Here is a 17,124-nt window from a genome sequence, read left to right as displayed (position 1 = left end):
CGATCAGCCCGGCTCCACGCGGTTGCGGCCGGCATTTTTTGCGCGATACAGCGCCTGATCGGCTCTTTTAAGCACTTGATCGCCGTGCTCACCCGGCCTGAACGCCGTCATCCCGATAGACACGGTGATGGTCACCGGCTCTCCCTTGAAGTGGAACGGACAGGCCTCAATGGAGGCACGCAAGCCTTCCAGCAACTTCAGCCCCGCCGCCGGCACCGTGGCTGGCATCAATAGCACAAACTCTTCGCCGCCAAACCGGGCAATGAAATCCGTCCCGCGCAGCCGCTTGCGCAACACGTTGGCGATGATTTTCAGCACTTTGTCACCGGCCAGGTGCCCGTAGTTATCGTTGATGCGCTTGAAATGATCGAGGTCGAGCATGGCCAGCAGCAGCGTGTTGCCATGTTGCTGCCATTGCGTGACTTCATGATCCAGGCGCTCGCTCCAGGCCGCGCGGTTGGGCAGCCCGGTCAACGGGTCGACCAATGCCTTCTGCCGTTGCTCTTCAAGGTGCTCACGGTAACCCTGGGCCTCCTGCTCCATATGGGCGACCCGTTCGGCCAGGCTGTGCAGGCGCGCAGCGACCTCTTGCTCGCGCTCATCGCGCTGTTTCTGGTGCTGGTCCATGGTGCCCAGCAAGCCTTCGAGATGGTTTTCCAGAACGTGCTTGAGATCTTCCAGGTCTGCGGCTTCCTGCATGCTGCTTTGCAGGCCATCGACCTGTTCGCGGATCTGCGTGTCCATCTGCCGCGCAGCCGAGCGGTTGTCGGCGTGTCCAGCGGTGGCGGCCTGCAAGTTGCTCTGGAACGATTCGAGGCGCTCGTTCAGTCGTTGCAGATAGGCTTCGAACTCATGCTGGCCGCTGTCGGTAATGGCCAGCATCAACGTGGCGAAGTCGTCGAGGATCGGCAGCAATTCGTACCAGTTCAGACCGTTTTTCAGACGATCGCGCATGGATTCGGCTTGCGGGCGATGACGCTCGGGCAATGTCAGGTCGTCGAGCAGCCCCAGCAGCGTATCTTCGATGTGACTGGCCACCGAGCTGTAGGAGGGCTCAGGGGAGTCCGGGAGTGCGTAGAGAATGTCGTGTTCGGATGGCGCCTGATCGACGACGGCCACGTCCTGCGTCGGAATCGGAGGTAAGGGCAAACTATCGGGCGATGCTGGCGCGGTCAGCTCGTCGGGGTTTGTTTGCGACTCAGGACGCGTCGCGATGGTTTCCGGGGTCGGTTGCTCGGCCGATCCGATTTCTGCAGCGGTTGCACTGGCTGGTTGAGGCTCCACAGCCGGGGGGGCAAAAGCCAGCGCTGGCTCGGTAGCGGGCACCTTGGAGATTGCCGGCTCATTCACGACCGGGGCCGACTCGATAATCGCCGTAGGGTTCTCGGCTACAGGGGCGACAAGCGCTGTTACCGGCTGCAAGGCAAAGGCCTGGGCAGGAGAAGTAGCCGCTGATGCCGCCGTCTCCTGCGCTTCACGCCCGCCGAACAACCGCTGCAGCAAGCCCGGCCGGTCGATCTCCGTCGGGGTCTCCAGCTGGCTCAGGGCCTTGCCCTGCAAGCCACTCAGCTCGCCGAGCAGCAAGGGTATCTCACGCGCCTGACTGACCCGCGCCTCCAACTGCTTGGCGAAACTCTTGAGTGGCCGACTCACATCCCGTGGCAGCGGCAATGTTTGCAGTTGCGTGACCAGCGCAGTCAGGGCGGCACTGGTCTGGTTGACCCGGGTTTCCCGACGCTGTTCGGAGTCGAGTACAGCTTTTTCCAGGCGCGGAATCAGCGCGGCCAGGCCGGCGTCCATGTCGTCGGTACGCACGACCTCGCGCATTTCCTTCATGCATTGGTCAACGGCGCGGTCAGTACCTTCCGCCGCCAGGGTGCTGCGCACCAGCCCACGACGCAGCAAGTCGAGCCGTGCGTCCCAGCGACGCTCGAGTTTTTCCTGTTGTTCGATGCTTTTGAGGTATTTCTCTTTCCAGCGCTGTGCTTCGTCGCTCATTCATGGGATCCGCGAGGGGCAGGACTCAACGCGGGCAATGCATCGGCCGTGAGCGAACCCGGCAAACGAATCTCTACCGCGACCGGCAGGTGATCGGAAATGGGCTGTGCCAGCACCTCGACCTTTTCCAGGGTCAGGCTCGGGCTCAGCAGGATATGGTCCAGGCAGCGCTGTGGGCGCCAGCTGGGAAACGTTGCTTCCAGTTGCGGCGCGAGCAGACCGAGATCGCGCAACGGGGAATGTTGCAGCAGGTCACTGGCATGGGTGTTCATGTCGCCCATCAGTACCTGATGCTTGTAGTCGCCAATCAACTCGCGAATGTAGGCCAGTTGCAGGCTGCGCGCCCGGGCGCCCAACGCCAGGTGCATCATGACCACCACCAGCGCCTCCGGGCCTTCGCCGAACCGTACCAGAATGGCTCCGCGACCCTTTGGCCCCGGCAACGGATGATCCTCGATTGCCCACGGGCGCAATCGGCTGAGCACGCCGTTGCTGTGTTGGGCCAGGCGACCGAGATTGCGATTGAGTTGTTGATACCAGTAGGGAAAGGCACCGAGCTGGGCCAGGTGTTCGACCTGATTGACGTAGCCTGATCGCAGGCTGCCGCCATCGGCCTCTTGCAAGGCGACCAGATCGAAGTCGCCCAGCAGATTGCCGATTTTCTGCAGATTGTCGGCACGCCCGGTGTGCGGCAGCAGATGCTGCCAGCCCCGGGTCAGGTAATGCCGATAGCGCTCGGTACTGATGCCGACCTGGATATTGAAACTGAGCAAGCGCAGACGACTGTCTGCGGGCAGGCCCGTGGACTCCAGATGATGCTCGTTGACCCGCGGATCATGCAGGCCAACGATGCGTTCAGTACCCCATCGGCGCATGGCAGTGACTGCCCTTAGTTGGCGGCAGCCTTGTTAGCCGCTCGCTCTTTGTCGATCAGTTTGTCGGCCAGTTGCAGGGCCTGTTCGGCACCGCCGGCAGAACCCACGTCAAAGCGGTACTTGCCGTTGACGATCATGGTTGGAACGCCGGAGATCTCATACTTCTTGGCCAGCTCACGAGCCTTGACGATCTGACCCTTGATAGCGAAAGAGTCGAAAGTCGCGAGGAACTTGTCCTTGTCCACGCCTTGGGTAGCGAGGAAGTCGGCCATGTCATCCTTGTCGGTCAGTTTCTTGTGTTCTTTCTGAATCGCGTTGAACACCGCGGCGTGAACGCTGTGCTCGACACCCATGGCTTCAAGGGTCAGGAACATCTGACCGTGAGCATCCCACGCACCACCGAACATGGCTGGAATGCGCACGAAGTTCACGTCCGAAGGCAGCTTCTCGGCCCAGGGATTGATCACTGGCTCGAAGGCGTAGCAATGCGGGCAGCCGTACCAGAACAGCTCTACCACTTCAATCTTGCCAGGCACGGCGACCGGAACCGGATTGCTCAGTTCGACATAAGGTGCGGCGGGGGCGTCAGCGGCCTGGGCAGTCATGCCGAACAGGCTGGCAGCGGCAAAAACGGCGCTGATGATCAGATTACGCATGCTTTACTCCTGGACAAATTTTATCGCCTCGCGCGACTTGTTATCAGACAGATCCTGGCGGGCTTGAGTTCTGTAGTGTAGCGGCAGCGGCCACAAAAAAGGGCGGCCAAGGCCACCCTTTTTATACTTGCCGGGACGGATTAATCGAGCGTTAACGTTGCAGGCGATAAGCACCCCGTTCAACGCCCGATCCACCGGCCTTAGTGCAGGCCCTGAATGTAGCTGGACACCGCGGCGATGTCTTCGTCGCTCAGCTTCTTGGCAATGCTCTGCATGGGCTTGGTATCGCCGTCGTTGGTGCGGCCGCCTTCTTCCTTGCGGAAATCGACCAGTTGCTTGCCGACGTATTGAGCGTGCTGGCCACCCAGGTGCGGGAAACCGGCAGCCGCGTTACCGGCGCCATTTGGCGAGTGGCAACCGGTGCAGGCTGGCAGGCCCTTGGCCAGGTCACCACCACGGAACAGGGCTTCACCGCGAGCGACGACCTTCGGATCGGCGGCACCGACGCTGCCTTTCTGGCTGGCGAAGTAGGCGGCGATGTCCGCCAGATCCTGATCGCTCAGGTTGGTCAGCAGACCGGTCATTTCCAGAACGGTGCGCTTGCCCGACTTGATGTCGTGCAATTGCTTGGTCAGGTAGCGTTCACCCTGACCTGCCAGTTTTGGAAAGTTTGGCGCCATGCTGTTGCCATCCGGGCCGTGGCAGGCGCCACAGACGGCGGCTTTGGCCTGGCCGGCTTTTGCATCACCCGGTTGTACTGCCTCACCTGCAGCATGGGCCATGCCGGAGATGCCCACGGTCAACAGCAGACTCACGATCAATTTCTTCATCAGCTAATCCAACTACGGCTAAGGGTTAAGAGTTATGGACCGGGCTTACTCGCTCATCCAAAGGATGATGGCTTGGTAATCCTCGGCACTGCAGTCCATGCACAAACCACGCGGCGGCATCGCCTTGAAACCCTGGGTCACGTGTTGCACCAGCGTCTCCATACCTTTCGCCAACCTCGGCGTCCAAGCTTCCTGATCGCCTTTTTTCGGCGCCATGGGGAGTTGGCCGGAATGACAGGCACCACAAACACGGTTGTACACAGCTTCCGGATCCTGTGTAGCCTGAGCGCTGTAAAGCGGCATCAAGACACCGGCAGCTAGCAGCCATTTCGTCATAAAACGACCTTTTCAGGGTTGAGAGCGAGCTGCGTTCTAGTGCGCAATCAAGGTCTGTCGCTCTCGTGAACTTCATCCTACGCTGGGACAAAGCGCACACAAAATCTGCGGCATTATATACTGGCGTCACTGAAACGGAAGCGACACTGCTTGCCGCACCCATTCCTGGCGCCGCCCACATCGGAAATCCCATGCAACTCAAGAATCCCATCCTCGGTCTGTGCCAACAGTCCACCTTCATGCTCAGCGCCGCCAAAGTCGACCAATGTCCGGATGACGAAGGCTTCGAAGTCGCCTTCGCCGGGCGTTCCAACGCCGGCAAGTCGAGTGCCTTGAACACCCTGACCCACGCCAGCCTGGCGCGCACCTCGAAAACCCCGGGGCGCACACAGCTGTTGAACTTCTTCAAGCTAGACGATGAACGCCGTCTGGTCGACCTGCCGGGCTACGGTTATGCAAAAGTACCGATCCCGCTCAAGCAACACTGGCAGCGTCACCTGGAGGCATATCTGGGTGGTCGCGAGAGTTTGAAAGGTCTGATCCTGATGATGGACATCCGCCATCCGATGACCGATTTCGACCTGCTGATGCTCGACTGGGCAGTGGCTGCCGGCATGCCGATGCACATTCTGCTGACCAAAGCGGACAAGCTGACCTATGGCGCGGCCAAGAACACGCTGCTCAAGGTTCAGGCGGAAATCCGCAAGGGCTGGGGCGATCTGGTGACAATCCAGCTGTTTTCGGCCCCGAAACGCATGGGCCTGGAAGATGCCTACACCGTACTGGCCGGCTGGATGGAGTTGGCGGACAAGGGTGCCGAAGCAGAAGCTCAGTAAGTGCCGAAAACTGCCTGCGGCGCACGCAGGCAGTTTTCTCGGGGCAAAAAAAACCCCGGGCTTCATATGGGGAGGGAGAAGTTCCGGGGTTGAAGCTCTAGACCGCTAGGGCGGGGTCCAGATATCTGCCAACACTTAACACAACATAGGAGCATCGAAGGGCTTCACCAGCCATTCAGTAACTCTGAGTGGTGGCGTGCAAGATTAGTTCAGATTTTTTTCAGATAGCTTTGAAATAACTCTGATAGCCCTCCGGACCAGGCTGTTTTTTGCGCCCTTCTGCCGCGGCACTATGCCGCAGCAGAACACGACAATTTTCTGTAGGAGCAAGCTCGCTCCTACAAGAAGGCTCAGTGAGCCTCATCCCAGTTGTTTCCAACACCCACTTCGACCAGCAACGGCACGTCCAGTTTCGCCGCCTCGCTCATGTGCACGCGAATTTCATCGCGAACCTGGTCGATCAGGTCTTCACGCACCTCGAGCACCAGTTCATCGTGCACCTGCAAGATGACTTTGGCGTCGAGGCCCGACGCGGTCAGCCAGTTATCCACTGCGACCATGGCTTTCTTGATGATGTCTGCTGCGGTGCCTTGCATCGGTGCGTTGATCGCCGTGCGTTCGGCGGCGGCGCGCTCTTGCGGCTTGTTGGAGTTGATGTCCGGCAGGTACAGGCGACGGCCGAAGAACGTCTCGACATAACCTTGCTCGGCGGCCTGGGCACGCGTGCGGTCCATGTACTGGCGAACGCCGGGGTACCGGGCGAAGTAGGTATCGATGTAGGCCTTGGCGGTCTTGGTGTCGACGCCGATGTCCTTGCCGAGCTTCTGCGCACCCATGCCATAGATCAGACCGAAGTTGATCGCCTTGGCGCTGCGGCGCTGGTTGGAGGTCACGTCGGCCAGTTCGACCTTGAACACTTCGGCGGCGGTCGCGGTGTGTACGTCCAGATTGTGGCGGAAGGCGTTCATCAGCCCTTCATCCCGGGACAGGTGCGCCATGATCCGCAGTTCGATCTGCGAATAGTCCGCCGCCAGCAGCTTGTAACCGGTCGGGGCCACGAACGCCTGGCGGATGCGCCGCCCTTCGGCGGTGCGCACCGGGATGTTCTGCAGGTTCGGATCGCTGGAGGACAGCCGCCCGGTGGACGCCACCGCCTGGTGATACGAGGTATGGATCCGCCCGGTACGCGGGTTGATCTGCTCTGGCAGACGGTCGGTGTAGGTGCTTTTCAGCTTGCTCATGGAGCGGTATTCCATAAGCACTTTGGGCAATCGATAGTCGTCTTCTGCCAGTTTGGCCAGCACTTCTTCGGCGGTGGAGGGCTGGCCCTTGGCGGTTTTCTTCAGTACCGGCAGGCCGAGCTTCTCGTAAAGGATCACGCCAAGTTGCTTGGGCGAACCGAGGTTGAACTCCTCCCCTGCAATCTCGAAGGCTTCACGCTCCAGCGCCACCATCTTGTCGCCCAGTTCGATGCTTTGCACGCCCAGCAAGGCGGCGTCGACGAATGCGCCCTGGCGCTCGATACGCGCCAATACCGGCACCAACGGAATTTCGATGTCGGTCAGCACGCTGGCCAGGCTTGGAATGGCCGAGAGCTTTTCGAACAGGGTCTGGTGCAGACGCAAGGTGATATCCGCATCTTCGGCGGCGTAAGGCCCGGCCTGCTCCAGGGCGATCTGATCGAATGTCAGCTGCTTCACGCCTTTGCCGGCGATGTCCTGGAAACTCACCGTGGTGTGGTCCAGATACTTCTGCGCCAGGCTGTCCATGTCATGGCGCGTGGCCGTGGAGTTGAGCACGTAGGACTCAAGCATGGTGTCGAAGGCGATGCCACGCACGGTAATGCCGTTGTCCTGATCGCCACCGATGGCGCAGTTGGCCAGGATGTTCATGTCGAACTTGGCGTGCTGGCCGACCTTGAGCTTGTTCGGGTCTTCCAGAATCGGCTTGAGCGCGCGCAGGACCGTATCGCGGTCCAGTTGCTGCGGCACGCCGATGTAGGAATGGGTCAACGGGATGTAGGCCGCTTCGTTAGCCTGAACCGCGAACGACAGGCCCACCAGTTGCGCCTGCTGCGCATCGATGCCGGTGGTTTCGGTGTCGAAGGCAAACAGCTTGGCGCTGTTCAGTTTTTCCAGCCATACATCGAAACGCGCTTGATCGAGGATGGTTTCATAGGCGGCTTCAGCAGCAGCGGCCGGTGCTTCGGCCTCTGGTTCGCTGAACAGATCGGCGGCCGGTGCAGGCTCGGCGGCAGCGCTCAGTTCCAGGCGTTTGGCGTCGCGATCAAGGTCGTTCAGCCAGCTCTTGAACTCCAGCAGGGTGTACAGCTCGTAGAGTTTGGCCGGATCTTCAGGACCCATTTGCAAGTCGTCGAGCCCAACGTCCAGCGGCACGTCGACCTTGATGGTCGCCAACTGATAGGAAAGGAAGGCCATTTCCTTGTGCTCTTCGAGCTTGGCCGGCAGGGTCTTGGCGCCGCGAATCGGCAGGGTCGGCACGATGTCGAGCTGCGCATAGAGCTCGGTCAGGCCGCCGTTCACACCGACCAGCAGGCCGGAAGCCGTCTTCGGACCGATGCCCGGGACACCCGGAATGTTGTCGGAAGAATCGCCCATGAGCGCCAGATAATCGATGATCTGCTCCGGAGCGACGCCGAATTTCTCCTTCACGCCCTCCACGTCCATGCTGCTACCGGTCATGGTGTTGACCAAGGTAATGTGACCGTCGACCAGTTGCGCCATGTCCTTGTCACCGGTGGAAATGATCACCGGACGATCCGCCGCCGCGCTGCTGCGGGCCAGGGTGCCGATCACATCATCGGCCTCGACGCCTTCGACGCACAGCAGCGGGAAGCCCAGGGCGATCACGCTCTGGTGCAGCGGCTCGATCTGCACGCGCATGTCGTCGGGCATGCTCGGACGGTTGGCCTTGTATTCGGCGAACATCTCATCGCGAAAAGTGCCACCCTTGGCGTCGAACACCACGGCGAACGGACTGTTCGGATATTGCTTGCGCAGGCTCTTGAGCATGTTCAACACGCCCTTGACCGCACCGGTCGGCAGGCCTTTGGACGTGGTCAGCGGTGGCAGCGCGTGAAAGGCGCGGTACAGGTAAGAAGAACCGTCCACCAGGACGAGGGGGGCTTGGCTCATGAGCAGGATCAACCTTTTCGGCGGGTCCGGCGCTAGAATAGCGGGACCGTTGACGACAAAGGGACAAGGTTATCATGCGCACACTAAATCGCCTGTTGCTGGCTGGCTTGTTTGCAATCACACCTTTGGCCGTCATGGCGGCGGATGACGCCCCATCGGCAGATCCGGATGTCACGATCCGCACGGAAGGGGACAAGCTCATTCAGGAATACCGCCAAAACGGCTTCCTGTATGCGATCAAAGTCACGCCCAAAGGCGGCAAGCCGTATTTTCTGGTGCGCGCCGACGGGTCGGACGGTAACTTCATTCGCTCGGATTACCCGGATATGCTGATTCCGGCGTGGGAAATTTTTAAGTGGTAAGTCGTCCTTAACTTTAATCGGCGCTGGCTCAATAGCGGCGCCCGTACTGGCAGTTTAAACATGTCTGTGTTCACCCCCTTGGCTCGGCCCGAGCTGGAAGCTTTTCTCGCCCCTTATGGCCTCGGCCGCCTGCTTGATTTCCAGGGGATTGCCGCCGGTAGCGAAAACACCAATTTCTTTATCAGCCTGGAGCAGGGCGAATTTGTCCTGACCCTGGTCGAGCGCGGTCCGGTTCAGGAAATGCCGTTCTTCATCGAACTGCTCGACGTGCTGCACGGCGCGAACCTGCCGGTGCCTTACGCCTTGCGCACCACCGACGGCGTGGCCTTGCGCGAACTGGCGGGCAAACCTGCGCTGCTGCAACCACGCCTGGCCGGCAAGCACATCAAGCAAGCCAACGCGCAGCATTGCGCGCAGGTGGGTGAGTTGCTCGGCCATCTGCACCTGGCGACCCAGGCCAATATGATCAAGCGCAAAACCGATCGCGGCCTGGACTGGATGCTGGAAGAGGGCACGCAATTTTTGTCGCACCTCGGTGCCGAACAGAAAGACTTGCTGCAACGGGCGCTGGAAGAAATCACCCGGCAGAAAGAAAAAATCCTGGCACTGCCGCGGGCGAACATTCACGCCGACCTGTTCCGCGACAACGCGATGTTCGAAGGCACGCACCTGACCGGGCTGATCGACTTCTACAACGCCTGCTCCGGGCCGATGCTCTACGACGTGGCGATTGCCTTGAACGACTGGTGCTCGGACGACGATGGCGTGATCGATGGACCGCGAGCGCGGGCCTTGCTGGGCGCTTACGCGACCTTGCGGCCGTTCACCGCGGCCGAAGCCGAGTTGTGGCCGACCATGCTGCGGGTGGCTTGCGTACGGTTCTGGTTGTCACGCTTGATCGCGGCGGAGTCGTTCGCCGGGCAGGATGTGTTGATTCACGATCCGATGGAGTTCCAGTTGCGCCTGGCGCAGCGGCAGACGGTCAATACGCCGTTGCCTTTCGCGCTTTAAAGGCTTTGACCTGTGGGAGATTCTATGGTTGAGGGGAAGCCCTCAACCTGCTTTCGGTTGGTATTCACCTTGCCCTTTCAGCAGTGCAAATACGATCCGGGCCAGTTTACGGGCCAAGATCACCAGTGCCTGCGTAGTACTGAACCCTTTAGCTCTTTGTTCTTGGTAAAAACCTTTCCAGGCGGCTGTGCGGCTGGCCGACATGGCAGCGTTGTGCAAAAGCCGACGCGCCTCCGGATCGCCTCGCTTTGTCAGGCTGCGGCGACCGTCTTTTTGTCCTGACTGCGATACCCGCAAATCCATCCCCAAAAACGCGATGAAGGCATCTGCATTTCTGAAATCGCCTCGCTGAAAGGCCGCGATCAAGCGGGCGCCAGTCAGAAAGCCAATACCTTCAACTTTCATGCAACGCTTCAACTGGGCAAGCAAGCCGGCCTCTTTCAGGCGGTCGTTGATCATTTTCTCGACCAGCCCTTCAAGCCTCTGCATGGAGGCCACTTGCTCGGCAAAAGCGGCTTTGAGCAGCGGTTCATTTGTCCAGCTCTGCACCAGGCCAACCCGCGCCTGAACCAGCGCCGCGCGCCGGCGGAAAAGGCTCAAGAGGCAGCGGTACAGCGGCGATGGCGGAATCCATGGATGGAGCTCTTCATACTCGTTCTTCAGATAACGAGCGAGCAACTTTGCATCCAGTGCGTCCGTTTTGGCGCGAACCTTCACACCTTTGCGGTAGTGACTCAGTTCATAGCCGCCGACCATGTAAATGGTGCAACCGGCCTCATGGGCCAGGTCGGCGAACTCCAGGTGATAGATATTGGTCGACTCAATCGCGACATCGACCGGTGCCGGCAAGGCTTTCAGCCATTTCTTGATGGCTGGCTTGTTATTGGGAAGCGTCTCAAGCAGATCCAGTTCGGCCTGATAGATCATCAATTCATTCTTGGCGACATCCACGCCCACGATTGGTTTGATAGCAGAAACCGGCATTGCCATTGAACATCCCCCGAGATATGGTTTTGAGCACTTGAAGGGCTCACCCAGAGGCGCAGGCTTGTTCCTATCGTCGGTCTAGCCAGATGCATTCTTTATCGGCGCTTGGGTGAAAGGAGGAGGGGCGAAATCTCCCACGGATCTGTACTGCGCTAACAGTCAGAATCGAGCCTTGTCCCTCCTCCTCCCTTCAAGTCCTAGCATACAAGCGAGCTTGCGCCCACAGGTTCTGGTGTCGGTTACAACGACTCCAGACACCCCGCCAGATCATTCCCCAGTTTCTCCAACACCTGCTCATAACCCTGAGCAGTCGCCGGCGTGTACCCGCCCAGCGCATCCAGCTCAGCCAGTTTCACCGGCAAACCCGCCACCAGGGTTTCCGCCAGGCGCGGCCGCAGCGGCGGTTCGCTGAACACGCAGGTCTTGCCGACTTCCTGCAAACGCGCGCGCATCGCCGCGACATGCTGGGCACCGGGTTGCACTTCGGCCGCGACGCTGAACACACCCACGTGCTTGAGGCCGTAGGCGTCTTCGAAGTAGTCGAAGGCTTCGTGGAACACGAAGTAGGGCTTGCCCTGAACATCGGCCAGGCGTTTCTTCAGGCGCGCATCCAACGCATCGAGACGCTCGTCGAAGGCTTTCAGATTGCTCTGATAGCGCGTGGCATTGTCAGGATCGGCGGCACTCAGGTCAGCGGCCATTTTGGTGGCGATGACCCGGGCGTTGACCGGCGACAGCCACAGGTGCGCATCCAGGCTACCCGGACGGTGATCGTGGTCGTGGTCGTCGGCTTCTTCGGCGTGGGAGTGGTTATCTTCGGCAAAGTGACGCAGTTTCATGCCTGGCAAATCCTGCACGGCGACGTTGGGCAATGTACGACCATTGAGCACCCGTGGCAGGAAGCCTTCCATGTCCGGGCCGATCCAGTACAGCAGGTCCACCGATTGCACCTTGCGCACGTCGGAAGGGCGCAACGCATAGTTATGCGGCGAAGCACCCGGTGGCAGCAAAACCTCAGGAATCGCCACCCCGTCCTGCACCGCCGCGGCGATCAATTGCAGAGGCTTGATACTGGTCAGGACCTTGACCTCGGCCTGCGCCGAACCGATCAGCAGAAAACTTGCGATAAATGCGACAAAAACAGAAAAAAGTCGGGACACGATGACCACTCGAAGAGGCGAGAACGGGTAACATAATAACGTCTCTCACAAAACTCGTCGCCGCTCATGCTAAAAACACCGATCGCCAGCCGTCCCCACGACCACTCACATTGCGTTCACAGCGCTTTGTCCGAGGCCGATGCCCTGTGCGCACGTCAAGGCCTGCGCCTGACCGCGCTGCGCCGGCGAGTGCTGGAACTGGTGTGGCAAAGCCACAAGCCGCTGGGTGCCTACGACATTCTCGCGGTCCTCAGCGAGCAGGACGGTCGCCGCGCCGCGCCGCCGACGGTGTACCGTGCGCTGGATTTCCTGCTGGAAAACAGCCTGGTCCATCGAATTTCCTCGCTCAACGCCTTCATCGGCTGCAATCACCCGGAACATGCTCACCAGGGTCAGTTCCTGATCTGCCGTGTATGCCACGCCGCGATCGAACTTGAGCAAAAATCCATCAGCGACGCGATCATCGCCAGCGCCAGGGATGTCGGGTTTGTCGTCGAAGGCCAGACCGTTGAAGTGGTCGGTCTCTGCTCCGGTTGCCAGGGGGCTTGATGAGCAACGCACTGATCCGTCTTGAGCAGGTTGCGGTCACGTTCGCCGGGCAACCGGTGCTGGACAACATCGAGCTGAGCGTCGAGCCGGGGCAAATCGTTACCCTGATCGGCCCCAACGGCGCCGGCAAAACCACCCTGGTGCGGGCCGTGCTCGGCCTGTTGAAACCGGACAGCGGCAGCGTCTGGCGCAAGCCGAAACTGCGGGTCGGTTACATGCCGCAAAAGCTTCATGTCGATCCGACTCTCCCGCTGTCAGTCCTGCGTTTCTTGCGCCTGGTACCGGGCGTGGACCGTGCGATGGCCTTGGCGGCACTCAAGGAAGTCGGCGCCGAACAGGTGATCGACAGCCCGGTGCAAAGCGTTTCCGGTGGCGAAATGCAGCGCGTGTTGCTGGCCCGGGCCTTGTTGCGCGAACCGGAACTGCTGGTACTCGACGAACCGGTACAGGGTGTCGACGTGGCCGGCCAGGCCGAGCTGTACAGCCTGATCACCCGCCTGCGTGACCGTCATGGTTGCGGCGTGCTGATGGTCTCCCACGATTTGCATCTGGTGATGAGCACCACGGACCAGGTGGTTTGCCTCAATCGTCACGTCTGCTGTTCCGGTCATCCCGAGCAGGTCAGCGGCGATCCGGCTTTCGTCGAGCTGTTCGGAAAGAACGCACAAAGCCTGGCGATTTATCACCACCATCACGACCACGCCCACGACTTGCATGGCTCGGTGGTCAAGGCGCCCGCGTCGGGCCAACCCCATGTTCACGGAGATAGCTGCAAGCATGGCTGATTTTCTGCTCTACGCCCTGCTTGCAGGCCTGGCCCTGGCCGTCGTCGCAGGCCCGCTGGGGTCTTTCGTGGTCTGGCGGCGCATGGCCTATTTCGGCGACACCCTGTCCCACGCGGCATTGCTCGGGGTGGCCTTGGGCTTCCTGCTGGATGTCAGCCCGACCGTTGCCGTGACCGTTGGCTGCTTGCTGTTGGCGGTGATGCTGGTGACCTTGCAACAACGCCAGCCGCTGGCATCCGACACACTTTTGGGAATTCTCGCACCCAGCACGCTCTCTCTGGGCCTGGTGGTACTAAGCTTCATGCACGAAGTGCGGATCGACCTGATGGCTTATCTGTTCGGCGACCTGCTGGCGATCAGCCCGACCGATCTGGCCTGGATCCTTGGCGGTAGCGCTGCGGTACTGCTCTTGCTGGTTGCGTTGTGGCGCCCATTGCTGGCAATCACGGTGCACGAAGAACTGGCCAGGGTCGAAGGCCTGCCGGTGGCGGGATTGCGCCTGGCCCTGATGCTGTTGATCGCCGTAGTGATTGCCGTGGCGATGAAAATCGTTGGCGTATTGCTGATCACTTCGTTGCTGATCATCCCGGCTGCTGCGGCACAACGTCACGCCCGCTCGCCGGAGCAGATGGCACTGGGCGCGAGCCTGCTGGGCATACTCGCCGTGTGTGGCGGGCTGGCGCTGTCCTGGTTCAAGGACACCCCGGCCGGCCCGTCGATTGTGGTGACGGCCGCCGCGCTATTTCTGCTGAGTTTTGTTCTGCCCCGTCGAGGGGTGTAGACTTGCTCGTTTTTTGCGCAAATAGAGAGTCGCAGGAATGAAGTCGTTCGCCTCCCGTTATCTGCTCCTTGTCGCATTTTCTTTGCTGCTGGGCGCCTGCCAAAGCACGCCACCGGCGGCCACCGAGGCCGCCGATGCGCGGGCCACGGCCATCGTACAGCTGGAACAAAACATCGCCAGCGATGAACTGGCCATCGCCGAAGACCAATTGGCAGCCTTGCAGGCCGCATCGCCCAACGATGCGTCCCTTGAGCAATACCAGCGGCAACTGGCCGAAGCCTATCTGCGCCGCAGCCAGAGCGTGCTGCAAAAGGGTGATGTGGATGCCGCCGCGACCGCCCTGAGCCGTGCCCGCGCGTTGATGCCCAAGGCTCCGGCACTGACCGGCGGAGTCAACGGCTCGATTGCCCAGGCGCGCAAGGCTGAGCTGGAAAAAGCCGAAGCCGCCCTCAAGGCTGCCGAAGCCAAGCCAAAAGCCAAGGTTGTCGACCTGACGGCTGAAAGCACCACGGTTGTGCTGAATATCAACGATATGGGCAAACTGCGTCGCCAACTGGATGCCATCGCCGCCGATGTGGTGAATTTTCAGTGCGACGTGAGCATTCAGGCTCCACGCACCAACGATTACCCTTGGCTGGCTAACTTGTTGACCAAACGGGTGAAGAAACTCGATCCTGAGTTTGATCTGAAGCTGGAGCGGCAGATTTTGCGCAGTGTTCCGGCGCAGATGGTTCTAACGCCTCGTAAACCTTAAAAAGCTTCGCGAGCAAGCCCGCTCCCACATTGGATCTGTGACCGCCGCAGGCCCCATGTGGGAGCGGGCTTGCCCGCGAAGGCGTCCTATCTGGCAGTAAAACTCTCAGGCCGGAATCGCTTGACCTTCGCCTCCCTGCCCCAAACCCGACGCTGCCCACCAGGTCGAAATTGCCTTCGGCCTTGGGCGAGCTTCTTCAGCCGTTCCTTTTTTCTGACCTTTGATCGCGTTATTGCCAAATGACAGGACAAATGCGAAATAAATGCTAAGAACCTCTATACGGACAGGCTAAAATGCGCGCCCGGCTAACCGCTGATCCTTTTCTAACGCGCCCCACAAGGTTCGCTACGTGATCGAGTTTCAAAACGTCCATAAAACCTACCGCGTCGCCGGTAAGGAAATCCCCGCCCTGCATCCGACCAATCTAACGATTGAGAACGGGCAGGTTTACGGCTTGATCGGTCATTCCGGCGCAGGAAAAAGTACCCTGCTGCGTCTGATCAATCGCCTGGAAAACGCCAGTGGCGGCAAGATCATCGTCGACGGTGAAGAAGTCACCGCTCTCGACGCCAATGGTCTGCGCCGCTTTCGTCAACAGGTCGGGATGATTTTCCAGCACTTCAACCTGCTGGCCTCCAAGACTGTCGCTGACAACGTCGCGCTGCCACTGACCCTGGCCGGCGAGCTGTCGCGCAGCGAGATCGATGCGCGCGTGGCCGAGTTGCTGGCGCGGGTCGGTTTGTCCGACCATGCGAAAAAGTACCCAGCGCAATTGTCCGGTGGGCAAAAGCAGCGTGTCGGCATTGCCCGCGCCCTGGCGACCAAGCCAAAAATCCTGCTGTGCGACGAAGCCACCAGCGCTCTCGACCCGCAAACCACTGCATCGGTCTTGCAATTGCTGGCCGAGATCAATCGCGAGCTGAAACTGACCATCGTCTTGATCACCCACGAGATGGACGTGATCCGCCGGGTCTGCGACCAGGTAGCCGTGATGGACGCCGGCGTGATCGTCGAGCAAGGCTCGGTGGCCGAGGTGTTCCTGCATCCGAAACACCCGACCACCAAGCGCTTCGTGCAGGAAGACGAGCAGATCGACGAAAGCGAACAGCGTGACGACTTCGCTCACGTGCCGGGGCGCATCCTGCGTCTGACCTTCCAGGGCGAAGCGACCTACGCGCCGCTGCTGGGCACTGTCGCCCGGGAAACCGGTGTGGACTACAGCATCCTGGCCGGTCGTATCGACCGCATCAAAGACATCCCTTACGGGCAACTGACCCTGGCCGTGACCGGCGGTGACATGGAAGCGGCCTTTGCCCGCTTCACCGCAGCCGACGTCCACATGGAGGTGCTGCGCTAATGGAAGCCCTGACAAGTTTCTTCGCCAATATCGACTGGTTCGAAATCTGGCTGGCCACCGGCGACACCCTGCTGATGCTCGGCGGTTCGCTGTTGTTCACCGTGCTGCTCGGTTTGCCGCTGGGCGTGCTGCTGTTCCTGTGCAGCCCGCGCCAGTTGCTGGAAGCCAAAGGCGTCTACGCGATGTTGTCGCTGGTGGTGAACATTCTGCGTTCGCTGCCGTTCATCATCCTGTTGATCGTGATGATTCCGTTCACCGTGCTGATCACCGGCACGTCTCTCGGTGTCGCCGGTGCGATCCCGCCGCTGGTGGTGGGTGCCACGCCATTCTTCGCGCGCCTGGTGGAAACCGCCCTGCGTGAAGTGGATCGCGGCATTATCGAAGCGACCCAGGCCATGGGGGCGACCACGCGACAGATCATCACCAACGCCTTGCTGCCGGAGGCGCGTCCGGGCATCTTCGCGGCGATTACGGTGACAGCCATTACACTGGTTTCCTACACGGCGATGGCCGGTGTCGTGGGCGCCGGTGGTCTGGGTGACCTGGCGATCCGTTTCGGTTACCAGCGTTTCCAGACCGATGTGATGGTCGTGACGGTGGTATTGCTGCTGGTATTGGTCCAGGTGCTGCAAACCGTCGGCGACAAACTGGTTGTGCATTTCTCCCGTAAATAAGACAAGACATGAGCCGGC

General features: G+C 60.3%; 17 protein-coding genes. 9 read left to right on the top strand and 8 right to left on the bottom strand.

The window, feature by feature from the left end; genetic code table 11:
* Positions 1-3: 3 nt before the first annotated feature.
* The 5 genes from AC3IT6_RS00385 to AC3IT6_RS00365 form a co-directional block, all read right to left on the bottom strand.
* Positions 4-1,998: a diguanylate cyclase gene (locus AC3IT6_RS00385; protein WP_489353940.1), complete on the bottom strand. Its 1,995-nt coding sequence runs from the start codon at positions 1,996-1,998 to the stop codon at positions 4-6.
* Positions 1,995-2,873, bottom strand: coding sequence for an endonuclease/exonuclease/phosphatase family protein (locus tag AC3IT6_RS00380; RefSeq protein ID WP_057712592.1), 879 nt, complete (start codon positions 2,871-2,873; stop codon positions 1,995-1,997). Before AC3IT6_RS00380 ends, AC3IT6_RS00385 begins: the two co-directional genes overlap by 4 nt.
* 14 nt (positions 2,874-2,887) lie before the next feature.
* On the bottom strand, positions 2,888-3,529 hold the full coding sequence (locus AC3IT6_RS00375) for a thiol:disulfide interchange protein DsbA/DsbL (RefSeq protein WP_489353939.1): 642 nt from the start codon (positions 3,527-3,529) through the stop codon (positions 2,888-2,890).
* 200 nt (positions 3,530-3,729) lie between these two features.
* Positions 3,730-4,359 carry a c-type cytochrome gene (locus AC3IT6_RS00370; RefSeq protein ID WP_489353938.1) on the bottom strand — a complete coding sequence of 210 codons (630 nt, stop codon included), beginning with the start codon at positions 4,357-4,359 and terminating at the stop codon, positions 3,730-3,732.
* A 45-nt stretch (positions 4,360-4,404) separates the two neighbouring features.
* Complete coding sequence (locus tag AC3IT6_RS00365) at positions 4,405-4,695, bottom strand: c-type cytochrome (protein WP_008002190.1); 291 nt, start codon at positions 4,693-4,695, stop codon at positions 4,405-4,407.
* Positions 4,696-4,886: 191 nt separating this feature from the next.
* On the opposite strand from AC3IT6_RS00365, the gene yihA reads away from it, so the two are divergent.
* Positions 4,887-5,531, top strand: a complete 645-nt coding sequence (gene yihA / locus AC3IT6_RS00360; protein WP_046042671.1) for a ribosome biogenesis GTP-binding protein YihA/YsxC — start codon at positions 4,887-4,889, stop codon at positions 5,529-5,531.
* Positions 5,532-5,881: 350 nt separating this feature from the next.
* Here the strand turns inward: yihA and polA are convergent, their stop codons facing one another.
* Positions 5,882-8,686: a DNA polymerase I gene (gene polA, locus AC3IT6_RS00355; protein ID WP_489353937.1), complete on the bottom strand. Its 2,805-nt coding sequence runs from the start codon at positions 8,684-8,686 to the stop codon at positions 5,882-5,884.
* A 74-nt stretch (positions 8,687-8,760) separates the two neighbouring features.
* On the opposite strand from polA, the gene AC3IT6_RS00350 reads away from it, so the two are divergent.
* Together AC3IT6_RS00350 and AC3IT6_RS00345 are read left to right on the top strand one after the other, a co-directional pair.
* On the top strand, positions 8,761-9,048 hold the full coding sequence (locus tag AC3IT6_RS00350) for a DUF2782 domain-containing protein (protein WP_046042673.1): 288 nt from the start codon (positions 8,761-8,763) through the stop codon (positions 9,046-9,048).
* Between the two features lie 60 nt (positions 9,049-9,108).
* Positions 9,109-10,059 carry a homoserine kinase gene (locus tag AC3IT6_RS00345; RefSeq protein WP_057397383.1) on the top strand — a complete coding sequence of 317 codons (951 nt, stop codon included), beginning with the start codon at positions 9,109-9,111 and terminating at the stop codon, positions 10,057-10,059.
* Positions 10,060-10,101: 42 nt separating this feature from the next.
* Here AC3IT6_RS00345 and AC3IT6_RS00340 read toward each other — a convergent pair whose 3' ends face one another.
* Both AC3IT6_RS00340 and znuA read right to left on the bottom strand, forming a co-directional pair.
* Positions 10,102-11,049, bottom strand: a complete 948-nt coding sequence (locus tag AC3IT6_RS00340) for an IS110 family RNA-guided transposase (protein ID WP_489352329.1) — start codon at positions 11,047-11,049, stop codon at positions 10,102-10,104.
* Between the two features lie 236 nt (positions 11,050-11,285).
* Entirely contained in the window at positions 11,286-12,206 is a 921-nt protein-coding gene (gene znuA / locus AC3IT6_RS00335; RefSeq protein WP_489353936.1) for a zinc ABC transporter substrate-binding protein ZnuA, read from the bottom strand.
* Between the two features lie 66 nt (positions 12,207-12,272).
* Between znuA and zur the strand changes: the two genes are divergently transcribed.
* The 6 genes from zur (at position 12,273) to AC3IT6_RS00305 (ending at position 17,106) form a co-directional block, all read left to right on the top strand.
* Complete coding sequence (gene zur, locus AC3IT6_RS00330) at positions 12,273-12,755, top strand: zinc uptake transcriptional repressor Zur (RefSeq protein WP_489353935.1); 483 nt, start codon at positions 12,273-12,275, stop codon at positions 12,753-12,755.
* Positions 12,755-13,540 carry a zinc ABC transporter ATP-binding protein ZnuC gene (gene znuC, locus AC3IT6_RS00325; RefSeq protein WP_007989407.1) on the top strand — a complete coding sequence of 262 codons (786 nt, stop codon included), beginning with the start codon at positions 12,755-12,757 and terminating at the stop codon, positions 13,538-13,540. The genes zur and znuC overlap by 1 nt, the downstream gene beginning before the upstream one ends.
* Positions 13,533-14,321: a zinc ABC transporter permease subunit ZnuB gene (gene znuB / locus AC3IT6_RS00320; protein ID WP_046042679.1), complete on the top strand. Its 789-nt coding sequence runs from the start codon at positions 13,533-13,535 to the stop codon at positions 14,319-14,321. Before znuC ends, znuB begins: the two co-directional genes overlap by 8 nt.
* A 37-nt stretch (positions 14,322-14,358) precedes the next feature.
* Complete coding sequence (locus AC3IT6_RS00315; RefSeq protein ID WP_223443521.1) at positions 14,359-15,075, top strand: PA5502 family lipoprotein; 717 nt, start codon at positions 14,359-14,361, stop codon at positions 15,073-15,075.
* Positions 15,076-15,424: 349 nt separating this feature from the next.
* On the top strand, positions 15,425-16,432 hold the full coding sequence (locus tag AC3IT6_RS00310; RefSeq protein ID WP_223443523.1) for a methionine ABC transporter ATP-binding protein: 1,008 nt from the start codon (positions 15,425-15,427) through the stop codon (positions 16,430-16,432).
* Positions 16,432-17,106, top strand: a complete 675-nt coding sequence (locus AC3IT6_RS00305) for a methionine ABC transporter permease (protein ID WP_008002212.1) — start codon at positions 16,432-16,434, stop codon at positions 17,104-17,106. The genes AC3IT6_RS00310 and AC3IT6_RS00305 overlap by 1 nt, the downstream gene beginning before the upstream one ends.
* Positions 17,107-17,124 lie beyond the last annotated feature (18 nt).

This window comes from Pseudomonas sp. KH_017 (assembly GCF_057840285.1).
This window is presented reverse-complemented; position numbering and strand designations above follow the sequence as displayed.